This window comes from Pseudomonas sp. UBA3149, from assembly GCF_002364655.1.
Taxonomy (GTDB): domain Bacteria; phylum Pseudomonadota; class Gammaproteobacteria; order Pseudomonadales; family Pseudomonadaceae; genus Chryseomonas; species Chryseomonas luteola.
Genome location: NZ_DEYV01000010.1, coordinates 438,487 through 456,355, shown reverse-complemented (window position 1 = coordinate 456,355; position 17,869 = coordinate 438,487). Strand labels below are relative to the sequence as shown.

Below are 17,869 nucleotides of genomic sequence, written 5' to 3'. Positions count from 1 at the left end.
GGCCGTACGTGAAAAACGAACCTTTAGCGGGACAGACTGATCCTGTACGGCGTGTATTCAACTCGCGTGAAGGGAACGCACGAACCCCGTCTTTGCCAACATCGCCCCGCTTTCTTATAAGTTGATCTTGCCATGACCCAAGCTACAAACCCCTTTCTGAACTGGCTGATGCGCTCCAGTCTGGTGATGCAGATTCTCATCGGACTGATCGCCGGCATCGTGCTTGCGCTCGTTGCGCCCTCTGCGGCCCAGGCCACAGGTTTCATCGGCTCCGTGTTCGTCACAGCCCTGAAAGCGGTTGCGCCGATCCTGGTATTTGTTCTGGTAGCGTCCTCCATTGCCAATCACAAGCAGGGACAACCTACCCATATCAAACCCATCCTGTGGTTATATGTAATCGGGACGCTGTCTGCATCGGTAATTGCTGTACTAGCCAGCTTTCTCTTCCCATCGACCTTGACGCTGGTCGCCCATACCAGCGATATCAGCCCGCCGGAAGGGATCAGCAGCGTATTGCAAACATTGCTGCTGAGCATCGTCGATAACCCGGTCAACGCGCTTATCAATGCTAATTTCATGGGCATTCTGGCCTGGGCCATTGGCCTGGGCATTGCCTTCCGTCATGCCAGCGAGACGACCCGTACCGTGTTCACTGATCTGGCGGATGGCGTTTCGAGTATTGTCCGCTTCGTGATTCGCTTTGCGCCGCTCGGTATTTTCGGTCTTGTATCCTCGACCCTGGCAACGTCCGGGTTTGATGCCTTGGCGGGTTACCTGCATCTTTTGGTCGTATTGATTGGTTGCATGCTGCTGGTGGCCTTTGTGGTTAACCCGCTCATCGTGTACTGGAAAACACGACGCAACCCCTACCCCCTTGTCCTGACCTGCCTGCGAGAGAGTGGCATCACAGCGTTCTTCACCCGTAGCTCGGCCGCAAACGTACCGGTCAACCTGGGCTTGTGCGAACGGTTGGGCCTGCATGAGGACACCTATTCGGTTTCGATTCCGCTAGGCGCCACGATTAATATGGCTGGCGCAGCCATTACCATTACTGTGCTAACACTGGCTGCAGTCGAAACACTGGGTATTTCCGTTGATATTCCGACGGCTCTTCTGCTCAGCATAGTGGCCGCGGTTTGTGCCTGCGGTGCGTCAGGCGTCGCGGGCGGTTCGCTGCTGCTGATCCCACTGGCCTGCAGCCTGTTCGGGATTCCCAGTGAAATCGCCATGCAAGTGGTAGCGGTAGGCTTCATTATCGGGGTGGTTCAGGACTCGGCAGAAACCGCCCTGAACTCTTCCACCGATGTGATCTTTACGGCAGCGGCCTGTCAGGCCAAGGAAGCCTGACAGTTAGGCAGCGGAAAGAAACCTCCCTTTCCGCTGCCCTACTCCCTACAGTCAGGCAGGCTCCACTGTAATCTTTGGCGTGCCGTTCTGGGTCTGCACCTTGACCCTTCCAGGGGTGTATTCGACGAGGTGGCCCCCGTCAAAGATAAAGGAATAATCCGAGCGATCGGCTGACATGCTGAGCAACCGGTCCCTGTAAACAAGGACGGTCAGCGACCCTTCCTTCTGTACATGATCCGGTTTACCCATCGAGCCTACGAGTTGCTGCTCGGTCATGTACCGCTCAATCTGCACATCCTGAGCGGTCTGGTCATTCTTGTTCCCATGGGTGCACGCTGCCAGGAGCGCCAGGGAAAGCATCACGATTGTCTTGCGCATGAATCTTCATCCTTTTCCGGCCCGGCAGCACTCACGGCTGCACGCCATGCCGAACCCTGATTGACATCGCTACGCTCAAGGCCCGGTCATCCTTAAAGGACTTCAACCCAGTCGTAACGATTCCTTCCGACTCGCTTTCTGTGATTTCGTTCGCAGCGATTGGAAGCTCAGACAGGATGGAGCCAAGAAACAGATGAGATGGCTATATGACCTCAAGGGAAATCAGCGCTTTCCTGGCTGCTTACGTCCACGGAAACGGTTGCGATTGAGCAGTACATAACCGATGAACTGGACAACTGCTGACAGGACCAGGGGCGTCAGGTGACCCGCGTCACGAGGCGCTCTTTCAGGACCGATCAGCGGCACCAGAGCCGTTACCAGCCCCACTACTCCGCCTACGAACAGCACCAGGCCGATCCAGGTTAATGGGCGTACTTTGGATTTGGAGTCGTTCATTCGATTACTCAGCGAGTTTCTAGGCTCGGCTATTCTATAGGATCGCCCGCCTGACTGCCCCCGGTCGGTTGTGCTGAACCGAAACGGTTTCTTACCTTCAAACCTGTATGTTGCCTTCGCAACCCAATCCCATCCGATTCCAACCGCGAGTATTCAGCATGCGTATTGCTTGTCTTGCCTGGGGCTCCCTGATCTGGAAGCCCGGCCCGCTTCCATTGGCTTCTGCCTGGATGAACGATGGTCCAAGGTTGCCGGTAGAGCTCTGCCGCACCTGTGACGGTGGAGAATTAGCGGTTGCCTTGTCTTCAAGCGCACCGGATAGCCCCACGTTCTGGGCACTGTTGAATGTTCAGGACATTGATATCGCCCGTGAATTGCTACGTGATCGCGAGCAGATCAACCGTGAACGCCCTGAATACGTAGGCAGTATTCCAGGCGAATACGAAGGTCCCTATGGTGAACGCATTCGAGCCTGGGCTGACCACAGAGAGCTGGATGCCGTGGTCTGGACGGCTTTGCCTCCCAAGTCGAGGGACGAAGAGGACCGTATGCCTTCTGTTGATGAAGCCATTGCTTATCTCGATGGGCTTGAAGGGGATATTCGAGATCATGCCTGCAACTATGTCAGGCAGCTTCCGCTTGAAATCAGAACGCCTTATCGCACCGCGATCGAGCAGCGCCTGGGCTGGATGCCTGTTGATCAATGACTGATTCCTAACAACGGACAGTTGAGTTCATCGGCGAAGCATGGATTTAATACACTTTGTGTCCCGGATAATCCGGGAGCCGCCTGTTATCCTGTCACATGACCTCACATAACGCTTCTGCTCTAACTCTGTTTCGTGGCCCTGGTGAGATACGTGCCCTGGCAAGGGACCTTGATTGGTCGAAAACACCACTAGGCGCCGTATCCACCTGGCCACAGAGCCTTCGCTCAACGGTCCGTACCCTTCTTTCGTCCCAGTACCCCATGATCCTTACCTGGGGTACTGCATTTACGCAGATCTACAATGATGCCTACGCCAAGCTGATCGGCGATAAACATCCCCAAGCGCTGGGCGAGGATATCCGCACTACCATGGCGGAAAACTGGGATACGCTTGGTCCTATGATCGAACGGGTCATGGAAAGTGGACAGGCGAACTGGACCGCAGCCCTTCCTCTGCTGATGGACCGCGCAGGCTACCGCGAAGAAGCCTATTTCAGCGTCTCCCATGCACCAGCCGAAAATGACGAAGGAAGCATTGTCGGCATGCTGGCTGTGTGTAGCGAAGTCACTCTGCAGGTTGTAGGCGAGCGCCGATTGAAGCTGCTGAGCGATCTCTCAACACAGGCCGGTGAAATTCGAAGTGTCGAAACCACCAGCAGGGACATTGGAGCCGCACTGGCCAGTGATCCGCTGGATCTGCCTTTTGCACTGCTTTATCTAAAAGGCCCTGAAGAGACGCTGAATCTGGTTGCCGCGACGCCCATAGACCCGGGGGCTCATGTGCCCTCTACCATGTCTGTAGGCAGCACCGCGACTGAGCCGCTGTGGCCCTTCAAACAAGTCTTGGCTGGGCAAGCCCAAACCATTACTGGGCTTTCAGATGCGCTGGGGCTTCATGGTGGCCTCTGGCAGGACCCTGTCGATTCGGCTCATATCATGCCGATCGCTGGCGAAAGTGATGCCGAGCCGCTAGGGGTCCTGATCGTGGGGATCAGTCCAAGCCGTGCGCTGGATGATGCCTATGCCACATTCATCACACTGGTCGCAGGGCAGGTTTCGACGGCTCTGCGCAATGCCCGTGCGTATGAACAGGCACAGCAGAGAGCCGAGATGCTGGCTGAGCTGGACCGTGCCAAGACTCAGTTCTTCTCCAACGTATCCCATGAGTTCAGAACCCCCCTGACACTCATGCTGGGTCCGCTTGAGGATCTACTTGGAACACAAACCCTGACGCCCGAGGTTCGGGGTGAGTTGACCATAGCGCACCGCAATGCCCTCCGCCTACTGCGGCTGGTCAACACATTGCTGGACTTCTCCCGTGTCGAAGCAGGCCGCTCGCAAGCCCGGTTTGTGCCTACGGATCTGGCATCTTTTACAGCAGATCTGGCGAGCAGTTTTCGCTCGGCTATCGAGCGGGCGGGTCTTCGTTTCGATGTCTTCTGCCCCACCCTCCCCGAGCCCGTCTTTGTCGACCGGGAGATGTGGGAAAAGGTGGTCCTCAATCTATTATCCAATGCGTTCAAGTTTACGTTCAGCGGCCAGATCCGCCTGGAACTGAGCTCGACCGATACCCATGTTCAGCTGACCGTAGCTGACACCGGGGTCGGCATTGCTGCAGAGCACCTTCCCCGTCTTTTTGAGCGCTTCCACCGAATCGAGGACACCAAGAGCCGTTCCTATGAAGGTTCAGGTATTGGCCTGGCCCTGGTGAATGAGCTGGTTGCACTGCATGGTGGCTCGGTATCCGTGAACAGCGAGCTGAACCACGGTACCACGTTCACCTTGAGAATCCCCTTTGGCAGCCGTCATCTCCCGGACGAATCGCTTCAGGATGCTGCATCCGGTGCGAGCGAAAGCCCTGGAGCGGCACCGTTTGTAGAGGAGGCCTTGCGCTGGCTGGTTGATGACCCCGTGACTCCGCGGCTGGAAACCCAGGCGGCTGGAGCGGTGATGGTCGCAGCAAGGGATCCCATGAAGCGGCGTGCCCGTATTGTGCTAGCCGATGACAACGCGGATATGCGCGCCTACATCCAGCGCCTGCTTGAGCCTGATCATGACGTTGTTACGGTCGCAGACGGAGCCGCCGCGCTTGAGGTTCTGCAGCAGTACGGGGCAGACCTGTTACTGACCGACGTGATGATGCCCCAACTGGATGGATTCGGCCTGGTACGCAAGCTACGGGAAGATCCGCTGCTTAACACCCTGCCCATCATTATGCTCTCGGCACGTGCCGGTGAAGAGGCCAGTGTGGATGGGTTGGCAGCCGGTGCAGATGACTACCTTGTCAAACCCTTTTCCGCCCGGGAGCTCAAGGCCAGGGTTCAATCTACCCTTGAGCTGGCGCACCTGCGCCAGGAAGCCGAGGAGCAGCTAGCCCAGTCGCGAAAGATGGATGCGATCGGTCAGTTGACGGCGGGCGTGGCTCACGACTTCAACAATCTGCTTGCCGTCGTAATCGCCTCGCTGGATTTGCTGGAGCGGCGTACTCACGACGAGCGTACGAGTCGCTTGCTGAAAAATGCCCAACAGGCCGCCAATCGAGGCGCCAGGCTGACCGCACAGCTGCTTGCCTTCTCACGTAAGCAGCGACTCAACGCCCGCCCCGTTGACCTCAACTCGATCCTACAAGGTATGCAGGCCCTGTTGCACGCCACCCTTGGCGGCACCGTAGAACTGGTGATGAACCTTCAAGCAGGCCTCTGGCCCGCGCAAAGCGATTCTGACCAGTTTGAATTGGCTATCGTAAACCTGGCGGTGAATGCGCGGGACGCCATGCCCAGCGGCGGAAGCCTGACCATTCAGACACAGAACATAAGCGCCTCGGATAGTCGCCCGGCCTCCCTGGGACGAGGCGAGTTCATACGTATCAGCCTTACCGACACCGGTGAGGGCATGTCTCAGGAGGTGCTCAGCCACGTGTTCGAGCCCTTTTTCACCACCAAAGCACAGGGCAAGGGAACAGGATTGGGCCTGGCCCAGGTCTATGGCACGGTTCGTCAGTTTGGGGGAGACGTTGAAATACAAAGCCAGCCAGGTCACGGCACGTGTATCTCTCTTTACCTGCCCCGTACTTCAGAGCCGGTACAGGCAATGAGCGAGCCGGTCAACGTAGACCTTTCCTCTCCAATCCCGCTAAGGATTCTGCTGGTGGATGACGACGCGCAGGTACGTCACTCAACGTCTGCCATGCTATCAGAGCTAGGCTATGAACACATCGAGGCGGCAAATGGGCAGGAAGCGATACAGCAGTTACATGATGGAGACGGGATAGATCTGCTTCTGACCGACTATGCCATGCCCGGCATGACAGGCATGGAGCTGTGCAAGCAGGGTCTGGCCATCAAACCGGAACTCAGGATTGTGCTGATGACGGGATATGCGGACTCAGCTGCGCTCTCTGCGGGCAATCTTACAGTATTGAGCAAGCCGTTTACTTTGAGCCAACTTGCCAGCGTTATTATTAATGTTGCAAGCCGCAAGCAAACTATCAAACTTAATTGATATAAGTGCATTGGTATAAACAAAACCCTCAAGACAGGCTCTATCTTGAGGGTTTCAGAAATACTTTATTATTGAGCAAACCGCATGGAAATATTGAATCCATTTAAAATAACGGTTCAATACTTTTTTCAAAGGCAAATAAATACCCTGATCCGCTAAACAGGATCCTATGAAGTAGTTTTGCTTTTATTCTTATGCGGTAAAAGCCACAGGGCTTGAAAGAAGCGTAATCAGGTCAGCAGCGGCGTTTCTTGGGCAGCACGGCTGATGTCTTCGATGATCTGCTCTTTTTGCACTTCAGTCAGTGAATTCCACTGCTTCTGTGCGAAAACGGTAAGACTGAATACGATATAAGCCGAGAGGACGCCAATAACCAGCCATTCCATGATCGATACGCCCTCTCGACGACGTTTCGATGCACCTTCTTTAGTTCTCACGTTACCTCCACACAAGATATTTAAAAAATCGATTCAGCTGCCTGAAGACGCAAGCTTAATATCCAGCGGTCACATCAAAAGGCAGCAAGCTAACTAATAGGAGCAAAATACCTGACGAGCGGTTATTAACCAGTCAAATGACTGCAACCGTTAATTCTTGTCGTTAGGTATCGGTTTAAAAGACTACTTCTTGATAGTCGTAGCGACTTATTCTTGACCTAGCGGCATGTCAAATGGATGACTTGGCCGGGTTTCAGGGAGAACCGGTTGTCCCAGTACTCGATACAAGCGTCGTGGCTGTTTCGAGGGTCAGAAGATAAGGACAATATCCGGTCTTTCAACGCGACACTCAGCCGCACCCCTTTGTACTCGATATCCAACGAAACATTGTCCAGCGCAGCAGGAGGCGCAGGCATCACTTGTAAACAGGCCACATTGGGCACTATCCCCAGGTAATGCCGCTGCAGGACATCCAGCGACCCGGCCATGGCGCCCAGATGAATCCCTTCCTGAATGCCGCTATCAGAAGGTGCATCCAGGTCGGTACGCAAGCTCTGCCTGAAGTAGTCCCAGGAGCGCTCCGCATCCAGACGAGCCAACGCACCCGCACAAACCACTTTCGACAGACTGGACTCATGCGTGATACGTGCCAGGTAATAGTCAGCCGTTCGCCGAATCTCAGCCAAATGCTCGATATAGCCCAAGCGCGCAAAAAGCCGCTCCAGTTCCCGGGGCGGAAACAGGTAAAGTAGCATCAGCACATCGGCTTGCTTGGTCAGCTGATAATTATCGGTCTTGTCACCTTGAGTCTCCAGCATCCAATCCAGGCGCGGCCGCCCATCTTGACGAAATTTTGGGGGCGGTGACTCCAGCCGGTCAAAGCCTTCAAACTGGCTAATCACGCCATCTCCCTGCACAGGGACATACAGCGTACGGCTGATCCGATCCCAATCCACTCGCTCCTGTGGCGTAACACCAAGCCGCTGTTGAAGTGCATCGGCTTCCTCGTCAGGTAGTAGATCAAGTAATTCCAGAGCCAGGGCCAACACCCAGGACGCCATGACATTGGTATAGGCATTGTTATCGAGCCCCGGCACATCGGTATTGGGATACGCGTTGTGATACTCGTCGGGACCAATAACGCCTTCGATTACATAGCGCCCCCGCTCTGGAACAAAACGCACCATGCTGGCCCAGAAGCGAGCAATTTCCAGAATCAGCTCGCCGCCGTTGTGGCTCAACAGGGAGCGATCTCCTGTGGCGAGATACAGCTGCCAGACATCATAGGCAATGGCTGAACCCACGTGCCGTTGCAGATAGGTATGGTCGGGCACCCAGTGATGGGACAATGGATTACACTGATAAGGAGGGGTTTCCTCCCCTCCGGTTCGCCCGCTTCTCCAGGGGAACATCGCTCCGCGATACCTGCTCCTGCGCGCCAACGCCCGTGCCATGTCGAGGCGGGCATAGCGGTAGTTCACTACCGTATGAGCAAGCTCTGGAAAGTGAGTGGCTAGAAAGGGCACGGCAAAAATCTCATCCCAGAAGATCTGCCCAAAATATCCTTCCTGCCAACCTCTGGCAGGCCACCCCATGTCCTGACCAAGACTGTTGGGCGAAAGCGCCTGAAGCACATGGAAACGATGCAGGCGCAGGGGCAAGGCGAGATGATGCTCGGTCATCTGCATGGCCATGCGGCCCCATAACCTGTGCCAATGGGCGGCGTGCCGCTGCAGGACGCTATCAAAATCGGAGCGCCGACGGAGTTGGTCGAGCATAATCGAAAGCGTTCTCCCACTGTCCTCATGACGCGGGATTTCACCCTCGACCCTGACCGTTACATATTTCTCGATGATCAGCGTTCTGCCTTCAGGCAGATCACAGGTAGCCTCAAGGCACAGGCAGTCGCCCATCACGGCCTGTTGCCAGGGACCAGCCGGCATACTTAGCCGGGTATGTGCCGCAACTGCTACTTCGCGGGACCGGTCATGCAGGGATGCCAACACAGCGGCGCCACCGTCAGCTTCGCTATGGAATCCAATGGTTTGCAGGCGTCGCCCCTCATAGGCTGCATCACGCTTGACCCCGGCATTTCTGACCCCGGCGTTGAGCGTCGAGCGCACCCGGATGCAGCCTCCCTCGGGTACGTACACCTCCCAGCGCAGTACGCACAGATCAGGGTCGGCCATGCTGACCAGACGCGTCTCGCTCAACCGCACTTCACGCGTCGGCCCCATCATGAAAGTCATGTCGCGCCGCAGCGTGCCACGGTCTAGTGAAAGTACCTGGCGATAACGCTGAAGCTTGACAGAGGCGAGGTTGAACCACAGGTCATCATCCAGCGCGAACGTGAGTCCGAACGGATCAGGCAGGTTGACCAAGGCCGACATGGCGATGCGCTTCCCATTCACCCTGCGGGGCGCATCGTCATACCAACCCGCACGATAAAAACCAGGGTAGTGCTGGTCGTCCCCCTGGCTCAGACGGCTTGCGCTAAGTTCCGGTGCACTGGCCCGCATACTGAGCACACCATTGCCCAGTGCCAGAAGTGCTTCACGGCGACGTTCGTCCGAGGGCTTATACTCATTGAATATGATCTCGGTGCGAGTTGTGTTGAACGCATCATTCATAGAGATTGCGTACCCCTGCTCTCAGCCGGTCCGCCTGCTGCTCCACCTCCTCGCGCGAAGGATAGGCAGGTTGCGAGCCGTATCCTCTTACTGCCAGGTTGGCAGCAGCAACGCCTCGCAAAGCGGCTTCCAGCGGTGCGAGGCCTTCCAGCAGGGCAATCGACAGAACGCCTGTGAACGCATCACCGGCCCCCGTGCTGTCCACTACATCAGCCTCTCCTGCCGGGATAAGCGCTGCGCCCTCCTCGGTTACTAGCACACAACCGCCATCCTCCAGCTTGATGCACACAATCGAGACGCCCCACTCATGAAGCGCTCGAGCCGCTTGCAAAGCTGATTCGGGAGAATCGATCGTGATGCCGGTGACTCCCTCGGCTTCGGAGGCATTGGGCGATACCGCCAGAACCTTGCTCAGCAATGCTTTTTCAACGCGGTCGGGAAAGGACAAGTCCATTACGACAGGAACGGTACGCTGGTCTGCCGCCTCGACAGCCTTACGCACTACCCAGGCAGGTATCTCATAGTCCACTGTCAGCAACGCCGGCGGAGCGGTCTGCCTGATCGCCTCAACCATGGCCTGGGCAGATGTCTCATCCCAGTGATCGTTGGCGTTGGTTGCCAAAACGATCTGTTTCTTGCCTTTGGGCGGGACCATGATGATGGAAACCCCGGTAGTCGCTCCGCGCGCCGTGCAAACCGAACCTATATCGACCCCTACCGCCTGCAGAGGTGACAGGGCTTGTCTTGCCAGATCATCGTCTCCCACGCAGCCCAGCAGCCGAGACGTACATCCGAATACCGCACCCAAATAGGCTACGTTGGCCGCTTTGCCTCCCGAAAGGCGCACGTGGTCATGGGCGAGCAAGGTTTCGGCACTACCTGGCTCCTCATCGAGCCGCATTTGAAAGTCTGCATTGATGCTGCCCAGGGATAGCAATGTAGAGCGGGTCAAGGCGTTTCTCCCATGAGAATAAGAGCTCTAAGGAGGACTCGCCCCGATTGTTCAGGTTCGCTGAAAGCTCGTTTTTACCGATCGATTGCGCAACCAGGTGTAACAACAGGCTGTCCACCTTAGACCCATACGTAAGGAACACCCATGACCTGTTGCCTGTTCGATATCAATGAAACACTGTTGGATCTGGCAGGGTTGGATTCGGTCTTCTTCCAGACCTTTGGCTCATCCACAGCGCGTAGTGCCTGGTTTGCCCAGACGCTGCAGAACGCCATGACCGCTACGATCACCGGCCCTAGCATTTCATTCGAGGAGGCTGGGCAGGCTGCGCTGACCATGCTGGCGCAGCGTGAACAGGTTCAGCTGTCAGAAGCCGATCGCCACCACGTTAAAACCGCCATGCGTATGCTGCCAGCGCACCCCGATGTCGAGCCAGCGCTTGAGCAGTTGCGCAAGTCAGGGGCTCGAATAGTCGCCCTGTCCAATAATGCACGCGAGCTGGTTGATGCCCAATTATCCGCCGCTGGACTGCGTGGCTATTTTGATGAAGTGCTTTCTGCAGAAGATGCTCAGACCCTAAAGCCGGATGCGCCTGCGTATCTCCAGGCTGCCAAAACTCTAAATACAGACCCAAAACGGCTGTGGCTGATTGCCGTGCATGCCTGGGACATCGCCGGCGCCCAACGCGCAGGCTTCAAGACCGCACTGGTTTCACGCACTGCTCAACAGGTACCCAGCCCATTGGCGCCACCTACAGTTCAGGGTTCTGACCTGACGGCAGTCGTCGAACAGATACTGACCCTGGAGTCAGCCTGAATAGATGTTTCTGTATGTTACTGATTCCTGAGCCCATCAGTGACTAATGCCGCGGCCTCCACGGCAGGCAGAGATCACAGCCAAACTGTATACCCATGCGCATCTGTCGCAGACAGAAAAAAAACGTAGAACTTTGCGGACCTGACCTATGTCAATGAAACCGTAACGTTGGTGTGGCTATCAGGTGAGGCATATGGATAATCCTTTTCAAGTTATCGCTGCGGCTTTCGAAGCTGATTACCGCGTCAATTTCCGTATTGAGCGCATGGATGGAAGCGTCACGCTGACCCTTTCGGACGATACCGGCACCAAGGCTCGTCGTCTGATTACCAAAGAGCAACTGCACACGCCGAAAAAGCTGGACCGCGTCATCGATGGCATTCGCCTGGGCATGGCGATCGACAGTGGCTGTGGTGTACCGGAGCTGTTGGCCTCCCTGTCGCCTTACAAGACGTATTCGATCTCCCGCTGAGCAAGTAGTAGCTGCATGTCTTCACCCAACGGCCTTGGTGGCGTCTCGATGACTTATGATCCTGCTGAGTCGATCGGCGCGCCCTCCTCTTTTAATACGGTAATTCCGCTAGCTGACGCGACGAACCTGTCGTCCAAAGAAAATACAGTCGTTACCGACGCGATCATGGCGACACGCTATGCGTTGGCATGTGATGAGCTGGCAGACGCGTTGGCCCCGCTCAAGGTGTGGCCAACACTGACTGACCTGCAGGGAACATTTTCCTTTAGCGTACTTGATCTGTACGGACGCGTTGCCTACCGCTCAACACGCATTCGTCAGGTGCAATACAGCGAACCCGGTTCGCTGAAAGGTACTGTCTCGGCAGCCCGACGCGCGCTGGCTGCGCAGGGCCTGGGTTTTCCAGTCTGGGATACAGGTCTTGAAAAACCGGACACCTGTCCGGAGGAAACGACAGCCCCTGCAGATCTGCCTTGCAAGGGCTGTCGTTTGATGGGGTGTAAGTACTAGCGTCAATGGCCAGCCCTACTTTTTAGCGCAACAGCAACACCCGCCAATGGCGGGTTTTTTGTTCTAAATCAACACGCATGACATCCAACAGGCAAAGCCTGCTGGATGTCGATTGAGCAAGCGCAATAACACGCTGTCATAGACAGACGCCTATGCCTCAATCAGCGTAACGCATTACGGTAGCGCCCGTGGCTCGCAAGGTAGCCAACGATTGCGGTGCCAACGCCCCCGCGCGAAGCGAGACGTCTTTGCGCATATCGTCGATCACGATTTGCAGCGCGCGGTCATCGCTTAGCTGGCGAGCGGAAATCACACGCGTAACTCGCGCATCGCTGCCCAAATCCTGTACGCAGAACACAACGCTTCCGTCAGGACGAGGCTCAGTTACCGAGCATTCGTAAGTTGGAAAGGCAGTCATCAGTTTTTCAGTTGCGCTATTCATCATTCCCCCATTCATTAAATAGTTTTACGTTTTATGAATGCGATGAGAAAGACAGTGACTTGGAAGCCAGAGTTCACAACAAAAACTTGAAATTCACGAAAAAATGCAATAGAAGTCGCGATCCTGCTGCTATCAATGCGCCATCTACTGGCAAAATAGGCGATTTAAAGACGAAGCAGAGCCATATACTCCCCTTCCTATCTCTATCAGCAGTGATAAAACTGACCTAATCCTGCATTAAAAAGGTAGCGATCTGTTCGCAATTGAACGGCCAATCCAGCTCTCGTCCACTTTCCAGGTGACGCAGTACCGGAATTCGCATGCCGTACCGCTCCACGCCTCCGTCCAATTCCACAATATCAACGGCTTCGACCAGCAGACCATGCTCGACGAAGGGCATCAGTACCCTTTCCGCGTCATGACAGAGGTGGCAGGCTGCGGTAACCAACAACTGACAATGCGGGCTCATGGCCACCTCCTAAACGTGCAACATCTTTCAGTATGGTACGGATTGAGCAAGCCAGGCATTGATATACCTCAATGGAGTTTACGCTGGCTCATTTAGACTTTTGCTCATCATCACGGGGCTTGGCGTATTCGAAGGGGAGATAACCCCTCATTACGTGGTCGACTCAGTGACGTAACCTGACTGTGAGGCCTACGTGTTCATTGATCTTCTTTTGCTGTTAGCAGCGTCCCTAGTGGTCATCTCGCTGATACGCCGAGTCGGACTGCCGCCCTTGCTGGGCTATCTGTTCGTAGGTCTGGTCCTGGGCCCCAATGCCCTGGGCTGGGTTCAACCGGATCAGTCTCTTCCCCTGATTGCCGAGATGGGCGTCGTGTTTCTGCTTTTCATGCTAGGCCTGGAATTTTCCCTGCCTCGCATGCTGGCGTTGCGTCGGGTCGTCTTCGGGTTGGGCAGTTTCCAGGTTCTGCTATGCAGCATTCCGCTGGCACTGCTCCTGAATCTGCTGGGCGCCTCGCCCGGAACTGCCGCGTTGTTAGGGGTTGGACTGTCACTGTCCTCAACTGCCATCGTGACGCGAGAGCTTTCCACCTTGGGCGAAGTGCTGACGCCCCATGGTCAGAACACCATAGGCGTCCTGCTTTTTCAGGATGTGGTCGCGGTACTGCTTTTGACCCTGATTCCGGTCTTCAGCGGGCATGCCGATACCGTGTGGTATTGGGCCCTTCCCCTTACTTTGGGCAAGACGGCCGTCCTGTTCATCACCCTATTGGCGGCCAGCCGCTGGCTCTTGCCTCCCCTGTTTCGTGAAATCGGCAGCTCCCGCTCCGCCGAGCTGTTTCTGCTGCTGGCATTGCTGATCGTCCTGCTCACCGCCTGGCTCACGCACCTGATGGGCCTTTCCATGGGCTTTGGCGCATTTCTGGCGGGGATGCTGCTGGGCGAGAGCCATTATCGGCATCAGGTCGAAGCGGATTTGCGTCCTTTCCGAGATGTGCTTCTAGGCCTGTTCTTTATCAGTGTCGGCATGCTGATCGATATACAGGTCGTCATACGCCAACCTGGTTTCGTACTGCTCCTGGTCCTGGCAATGGTCGTCCTGAAGGCACTCATCGTGGCACTGGTCGTTCGAAACCGCTTTGGCGATAACGCCACCGGCTGGCGCACGGGCGTGGCGCTGGCCCAGGGCAGCGAGTTCTGCTTTGCACTGGTGGCGCAGGCCAGGCAGGAAGGACTGGTGGAAGAAATGTTCTCCGGTGCGCTGTTGACGGCTGTTTTCATTTCCATGGCCATTGCGCCTGTGCTGCTGCGCAATGCTTCGCGGCTGGCCCGATCATTGGGGCTGGTCAGCCCAACACCCGTCTCGGACATTGCCAGTGCCAGTGAGGGTCTCGCCGGGCATGTCATCATCTGCGGCTTCGGCCGGGTCGGGCAGTCGATCGCCCGACTGCTGAGTCTGGAGAAAATACCATTCACAGCGCTGGATAACGATCCTGTTCGGGTCCAGGAAGCCGTGGCTATCGAGGCAAGCGTTCATTATGGAGACTCCAGTCGTACCGAGCTCCTGGAGGCCGTAGGCATTGCCCATGCCCGCCTATTGGTTGTTGCGGTAGACGACCCGTCCCGGGCGCTGGCCATTGTTCGCCTGGCACGTCAGCAACGGGCGGATCTACCTATCCTGGTGCGCACACGAGACAGCAGCCTCAACGCCGACCTGCGCGCTGCAGGTGCCAGTGCCGTTGTTCCCGAACTGCTTGAGTCAAGCCTGATGCTGGGATCTCAGGCGCTACTTCTCCTGGGGTTATCGGAGCGCCACGTCCAGGAGCGTATCGACACTATCCGCCGGGAGCGCTACAGCCTGCTGCAAGGTTATTACCAAGGCGCACAAGCCGATGTGCTGGATGCTCACCGCAACAGCCGCATCATGCTGCATGCCATCTATCTTTCCGATAATGCCCATGCGGTCGGGCGGTCCCTGGGCTCTCTGGAGCTGGAGGCGCTGGGCCTTAGTCTGGAAACCATCCGCCGTGACGGCACGGAGCTGATCATCACGCCGGAGCTACTCCTTAAAGTCCATGACACCGTGCTGCTCAAAGGGCCGGTCGCGGCTTTGGAGCAGGCCGAGGCCCGCTTGTTGGCCGGTATGTCATGAAAGAGCGACAAACGGAACCTTTGCGACCCAGACAGGTTCGAACCCGCTGAAGCAAATGAAATTCAATCTTTCACGATCTTTGCAAGGAGTATCGATATGACGATGGAAAGCGTTCTTCCACCCTCGCAGGAAGACCAGACCGATTCCAGCACTCAGAAGCAGACTCACCGTGAAAACCTGCGTAATGTTCAGAATGCGATTACTGCCGAGTTTTCTGCATTGATTGCAGATGCCGAGCGCCTACTCAAAGGTTCGACATCGTCTTCGGGCGAGCAGATGGATGAAGCCCGCAGCCGCCTGACTGATACCCTGGCCCGCGCCCGCGAAACCCTGAAAGCCCAGCAGGCTTCCGTGTACGATCAAAGCCGTGCGGCTGTTCAAACCACTGAAGAATACGTTATCGAGCACCCGCTGAAGTCCGTAGGCATCGCAGCCGGTATCGGCTTTGTAGTAGGCCTGTTATTCACCCGTCGCTGATAAAGGAGTGGGATGAATGGACATGACACCGCCGAATCCCCATGAAATACCAGACGAAGTACCCAAGCCGTCCCTGAAGCGGATGGCAGGTGCGGCAGTCGGTCTGGTCCAGAGTCACCTCGAGCTGCTGGGTATCGAGGTTCAGGAAGAGAAGGTTCGCACCTTCAAGCTGTTCCTGCTGACCGGCCTGAGCCTGATTTTCGGTTTGCTAGTCCTGGTGGGGCTATCGGCGGCCGTCATCATTGCGTTCTGGGATACTCACCGTTTGCTGGCAACCCTTCTGCTTTCCGCCGCTTACGCCGTCGCGATGGCGCTGTGTGTCTGGAAGGCCATGAGCCTGATAAAGGGGAATCCTCCGTTCCATGCCACGCTTGAAGAGCTGGCCCGTAATCGGGAGCGCCTACTGCCATGAACCAACCTCTAACGGCGGCTGTTGGCCGTCAGAAGCGTAAGGAAATGGTACGGCTGCGCATGGAGCTGTACCGTCAGCAGATCGTTTACAACGCCGAGCCCTTGCACAATCCGCTCGGGACCTTGAAGGAGATGGTTCGTCCCAAGGACGTGGTCACTCAGTCCAAGGGGCCGTTGGTGATTGGTGCGACGCTGCTTCTATCGTTGTTTGGTAAGCGCCTGGGACCCATTGGACGCCTGGCGCGAATAGGTCTTGCCGTGTATCCCTTCGTCAAGCGTTACCAGACCGTGCGTCATAATCAGCACGCGCAGCACGCGGCGCAACAGGGTACTCATCACCCTTACCCTTAGGAATACTGGCGCACGGATGCGCCATATGCCTGCTCTATCCTAGCGAATATTGGCCGCATTCTTGCGAGAGAAAAGAGACCCTCTTTTCAACCTCAGGTCAGCTTACGGCAGACCTAATCCGCAGGAAGGACCCCGTGTTCACAGGATACCCTCTCGCCTTTTTCCAACCCTTCATCGATACCGCAACCGGACAGATCGCCGGCGTAGAAGCCTTGGGCCGCCTGCGTCAGGCAGACGGTAGCTGTCAGTCGGTAGGCCCACTGTTCGCGTCCCGTACGGTTTCACCCATAGACCTGCGCCAGCTGGATCGAGACATCCATGATAATGCCCTGAGCCGCTTCCGCGACGCGCCACCAGACTGGTTTCTGAGCTTGAATATTTCCCCCCGCTGGATCAGCCACGCCCGTGCGGATCACCCATTGCCGAGCCTGAAGCAGGTCGAACGCCAGGGGATTGACCCTCGGCGTATCGTGTTTGAGATCACCGAGTTGGCAGGTAATCAACAACGCTTACTGGACGTGGTTCATCGCTACCGTACCGCCGGTGCCAGAATCGCCATTGATGACTTTGGTGCAGGCTATTCACAGCTGGATCGCGTCATGGACCTGGCACCGGATATCCTCAAGCTCGACATGCGCCTGTTCCAAGCCGCGGCCAGGGGTGGACCCAGTGGTGAAGTCGTCAGAGCCATGGCCCTGATGGCTGAGAAGATTGGCTGCTGGATCATTGCCGAAGGGGTTGAGACGGAAGAAGAGCTTGATTTCGCACTGGAATGTGGCGCTCGCTACATACAAGGCTTTCTTTTTGCGCAAGCGGCTGAGCAGTTTCAACCAACCGGGACCCATGTCGAGCGCTTTGCAGCCCTGCGAACACGTTATGTGCAGCGCAAGCTACGAGAGCGTACAAGGCTCATGATGTTGCGCCAGCAACTGGCCCGTTTTATCCAGGAGGTGCGTCCCTGGGCAGAAAACAGGTCAATGATCAGCGCACTTCCCCTTCCCCACGACCTGCCCTGGCTGCTGCGCCTGTATCAGTGCGATCGACATGGCACCCAGACAAGCCCGAATCTGGAATGGAACGGCATGTTCTGGCAGGAAAATCGTCGCTACCTGAACCACAACTGGTCATGGCGCCCGTACTTCTACAGCCTGCTTGCCGAGGGCGTGGATGAGCGCCGCCTGAATCTCTCCACCACCTACCGGGACGCTACCACTAACCGGTACTGCATGACGGCAGGCCAGTTCATTGCCCAGGGGCAGCGGCTTCTGCTGATCGACATTGACGCCTCGCTTTTGACGGAGCCTCAGACCTGAAAACCTGCCTGATCGAGAACGGTCTATCGTGTAAGCATTGCCCCAGTAT

18 protein-coding genes are annotated in these 17,869 nt (G+C 56.4%); 11 read left to right on the top strand and 7 right to left on the bottom strand.

The features are described 5' to 3' along the window. Positions 1 to 132: 132 nt before the first annotated feature. Positions 133 to 1,347 (top strand): serine/threonine transporter SstT, encoded by a 1,215-nt coding sequence (gene sstT / locus B3729_RS08160; protein WP_010795049.1) that lies wholly within the window; start codon positions 133 to 135, stop codon positions 1,345 to 1,347. A gap of 51 nt (positions 1,348 to 1,398) precedes the next feature. Here sstT and B3729_RS08155 read toward each other — a convergent pair whose 3' ends face one another. Both B3729_RS08155 and B3729_RS08150 read right to left on the bottom strand, forming a co-directional pair. Continuing rightward, positions 1,399 to 1,725: a hypothetical protein gene (locus B3729_RS08155; protein WP_010795050.1), complete on the bottom strand. Its 327-nt coding sequence runs from the start codon at positions 1,723 to 1,725 to the stop codon at positions 1,399 to 1,401. A gap of 222 nt (positions 1,726 to 1,947) precedes the next feature. Continuing rightward, entirely contained in the window at positions 1,948 to 2,181 is a 234-nt protein-coding gene (locus B3729_RS08150) for a hypothetical protein (protein WP_010795051.1), read from the bottom strand. Between the two features lie 158 nt (positions 2,182 to 2,339). Between B3729_RS08150 and B3729_RS08145 the strand changes: the two genes are divergently transcribed. Further along, positions 2,340 to 2,888, top strand: coding sequence for a hypothetical protein (locus B3729_RS08145; protein ID WP_286787570.1), 549 nt, complete (start codon positions 2,340 to 2,342; stop codon positions 2,886 to 2,888). 98 nt (positions 2,889 to 2,986) lie between these two features. Beyond that, positions 2,987 to 6,391, top strand: a complete 3,405-nt coding sequence (locus B3729_RS08140; RefSeq protein ID WP_286787569.1) for an ATP-binding protein — start codon at positions 2,987 to 2,989, stop codon at positions 6,389 to 6,391. Positions 6,392 to 6,621: 230 nt separating this feature from the next. Here the strand turns inward: B3729_RS08140 and B3729_RS08135 are convergent, their stop codons facing one another. The 3 genes from B3729_RS08135 to B3729_RS08125 form a co-directional block, all read right to left on the bottom strand. Further along, positions 6,622 to 6,828 carry a hypothetical protein gene (locus B3729_RS08135; RefSeq protein ID WP_026003743.1) on the bottom strand — a complete coding sequence of 69 codons (207 nt, stop codon included), beginning with the start codon at positions 6,826 to 6,828 and terminating at the stop codon, positions 6,622 to 6,624. Positions 6,829 to 7,046: 218 nt separating this feature from the next. Further along, a complete protein-coding gene (locus B3729_RS08130) occupies positions 7,047 to 9,458 on the bottom strand; it encodes a glycoside hydrolase family 65 protein (RefSeq protein ID WP_286787568.1) in 2,412 nt (803 codons plus the stop codon). Then, positions 9,451 to 10,410, bottom strand: a complete 960-nt coding sequence (locus B3729_RS08125) for a PfkB family carbohydrate kinase (RefSeq protein ID WP_286787567.1) — start codon at positions 10,408 to 10,410, stop codon at positions 9,451 to 9,453. Before B3729_RS08125 ends, B3729_RS08130 begins: the two co-directional genes overlap by 8 nt. A 144-nt stretch (positions 10,411 to 10,554) precedes the next feature. Here B3729_RS08125 and B3729_RS08120 point away from each other — a divergent pair, with 144 nt between their 5' ends. From B3729_RS08120 to B3729_RS08110, 3 genes are all read left to right on the top strand, one after another. Continuing rightward, on the top strand, positions 10,555 to 11,226 hold the full coding sequence (locus B3729_RS08120) for a haloacid dehalogenase type II (RefSeq protein WP_010795058.1): 672 nt from the start codon (positions 10,555 to 10,557) through the stop codon (positions 11,224 to 11,226). A gap of 193 nt (positions 11,227 to 11,419) precedes the next feature. Next, entirely contained in the window at positions 11,420 to 11,698 is a 279-nt protein-coding gene (locus B3729_RS08115) for a DUF3509 domain-containing protein (RefSeq protein ID WP_010795059.1), read from the top strand. Positions 11,699 to 11,713: 15 nt separating this feature from the next. Then, a complete protein-coding gene (locus B3729_RS08110; protein ID WP_162997611.1) occupies positions 11,714 to 12,208 on the top strand; it encodes a hypothetical protein in 495 nt (164 codons plus the stop codon). A gap of 157 nt (positions 12,209 to 12,365) precedes the next feature. Here the strand turns inward: B3729_RS08110 and B3729_RS08105 are convergent, their stop codons facing one another. Together B3729_RS08105 and B3729_RS08100 are read right to left on the bottom strand one after the other, a co-directional pair. Continuing rightward, a complete protein-coding gene (locus B3729_RS08105; RefSeq protein WP_010795061.1) occupies positions 12,366 to 12,650 on the bottom strand; it encodes a DUF3509 domain-containing protein in 285 nt (94 codons plus the stop codon). Between the two features lie 226 nt (positions 12,651 to 12,876). After that, positions 12,877 to 13,119 (bottom strand): glutaredoxin family protein, encoded by a 243-nt coding sequence (locus B3729_RS08100; RefSeq protein WP_286787566.1) that lies wholly within the window; start codon positions 13,117 to 13,119, stop codon positions 12,877 to 12,879. A gap of 193 nt (positions 13,120 to 13,312) precedes the next feature. On the opposite strand from B3729_RS08100, the gene B3729_RS08095 reads away from it, so the two are divergent. From B3729_RS08095 to B3729_RS08075, 5 genes are all read left to right on the top strand, one after another. Continuing rightward, positions 13,313 to 15,268, top strand: a complete 1,956-nt coding sequence (locus B3729_RS08095; RefSeq protein ID WP_286787565.1) for a monovalent cation:proton antiporter family protein — start codon at positions 13,313 to 13,315, stop codon at positions 15,266 to 15,268. 96 nt (positions 15,269 to 15,364) lie between these two features. Beyond that, the gene (locus tag B3729_RS08090; RefSeq protein WP_019365812.1) at positions 15,365 to 15,745 is read left to right on the top strand and encodes a DUF883 family protein; all 381 of its coding nucleotides are present in this window, start codon (positions 15,365 to 15,367) and stop codon (positions 15,743 to 15,745) included. 16 nt (positions 15,746 to 15,761) lie between these two features. Then, entirely contained in the window at positions 15,762 to 16,157 is a 396-nt protein-coding gene (locus tag B3729_RS08085) for a phage holin family protein (RefSeq protein WP_010795065.1), read from the top strand. After that, positions 16,154 to 16,507: a hypothetical protein gene (locus B3729_RS08080; RefSeq protein ID WP_010795066.1), complete on the top strand. Its 354-nt coding sequence runs from the start codon at positions 16,154 to 16,156 to the stop codon at positions 16,505 to 16,507. The genes B3729_RS08085 and B3729_RS08080 overlap by 4 nt, the downstream gene beginning before the upstream one ends. 134 nt (positions 16,508 to 16,641) lie before the next feature. Then, positions 16,642 to 17,820, top strand: coding sequence for an EAL domain-containing protein (locus B3729_RS08075; RefSeq protein ID WP_286787564.1), 1,179 nt, complete (start codon positions 16,642 to 16,644; stop codon positions 17,818 to 17,820). Positions 17,821 to 17,869 lie beyond the last annotated feature (49 nt).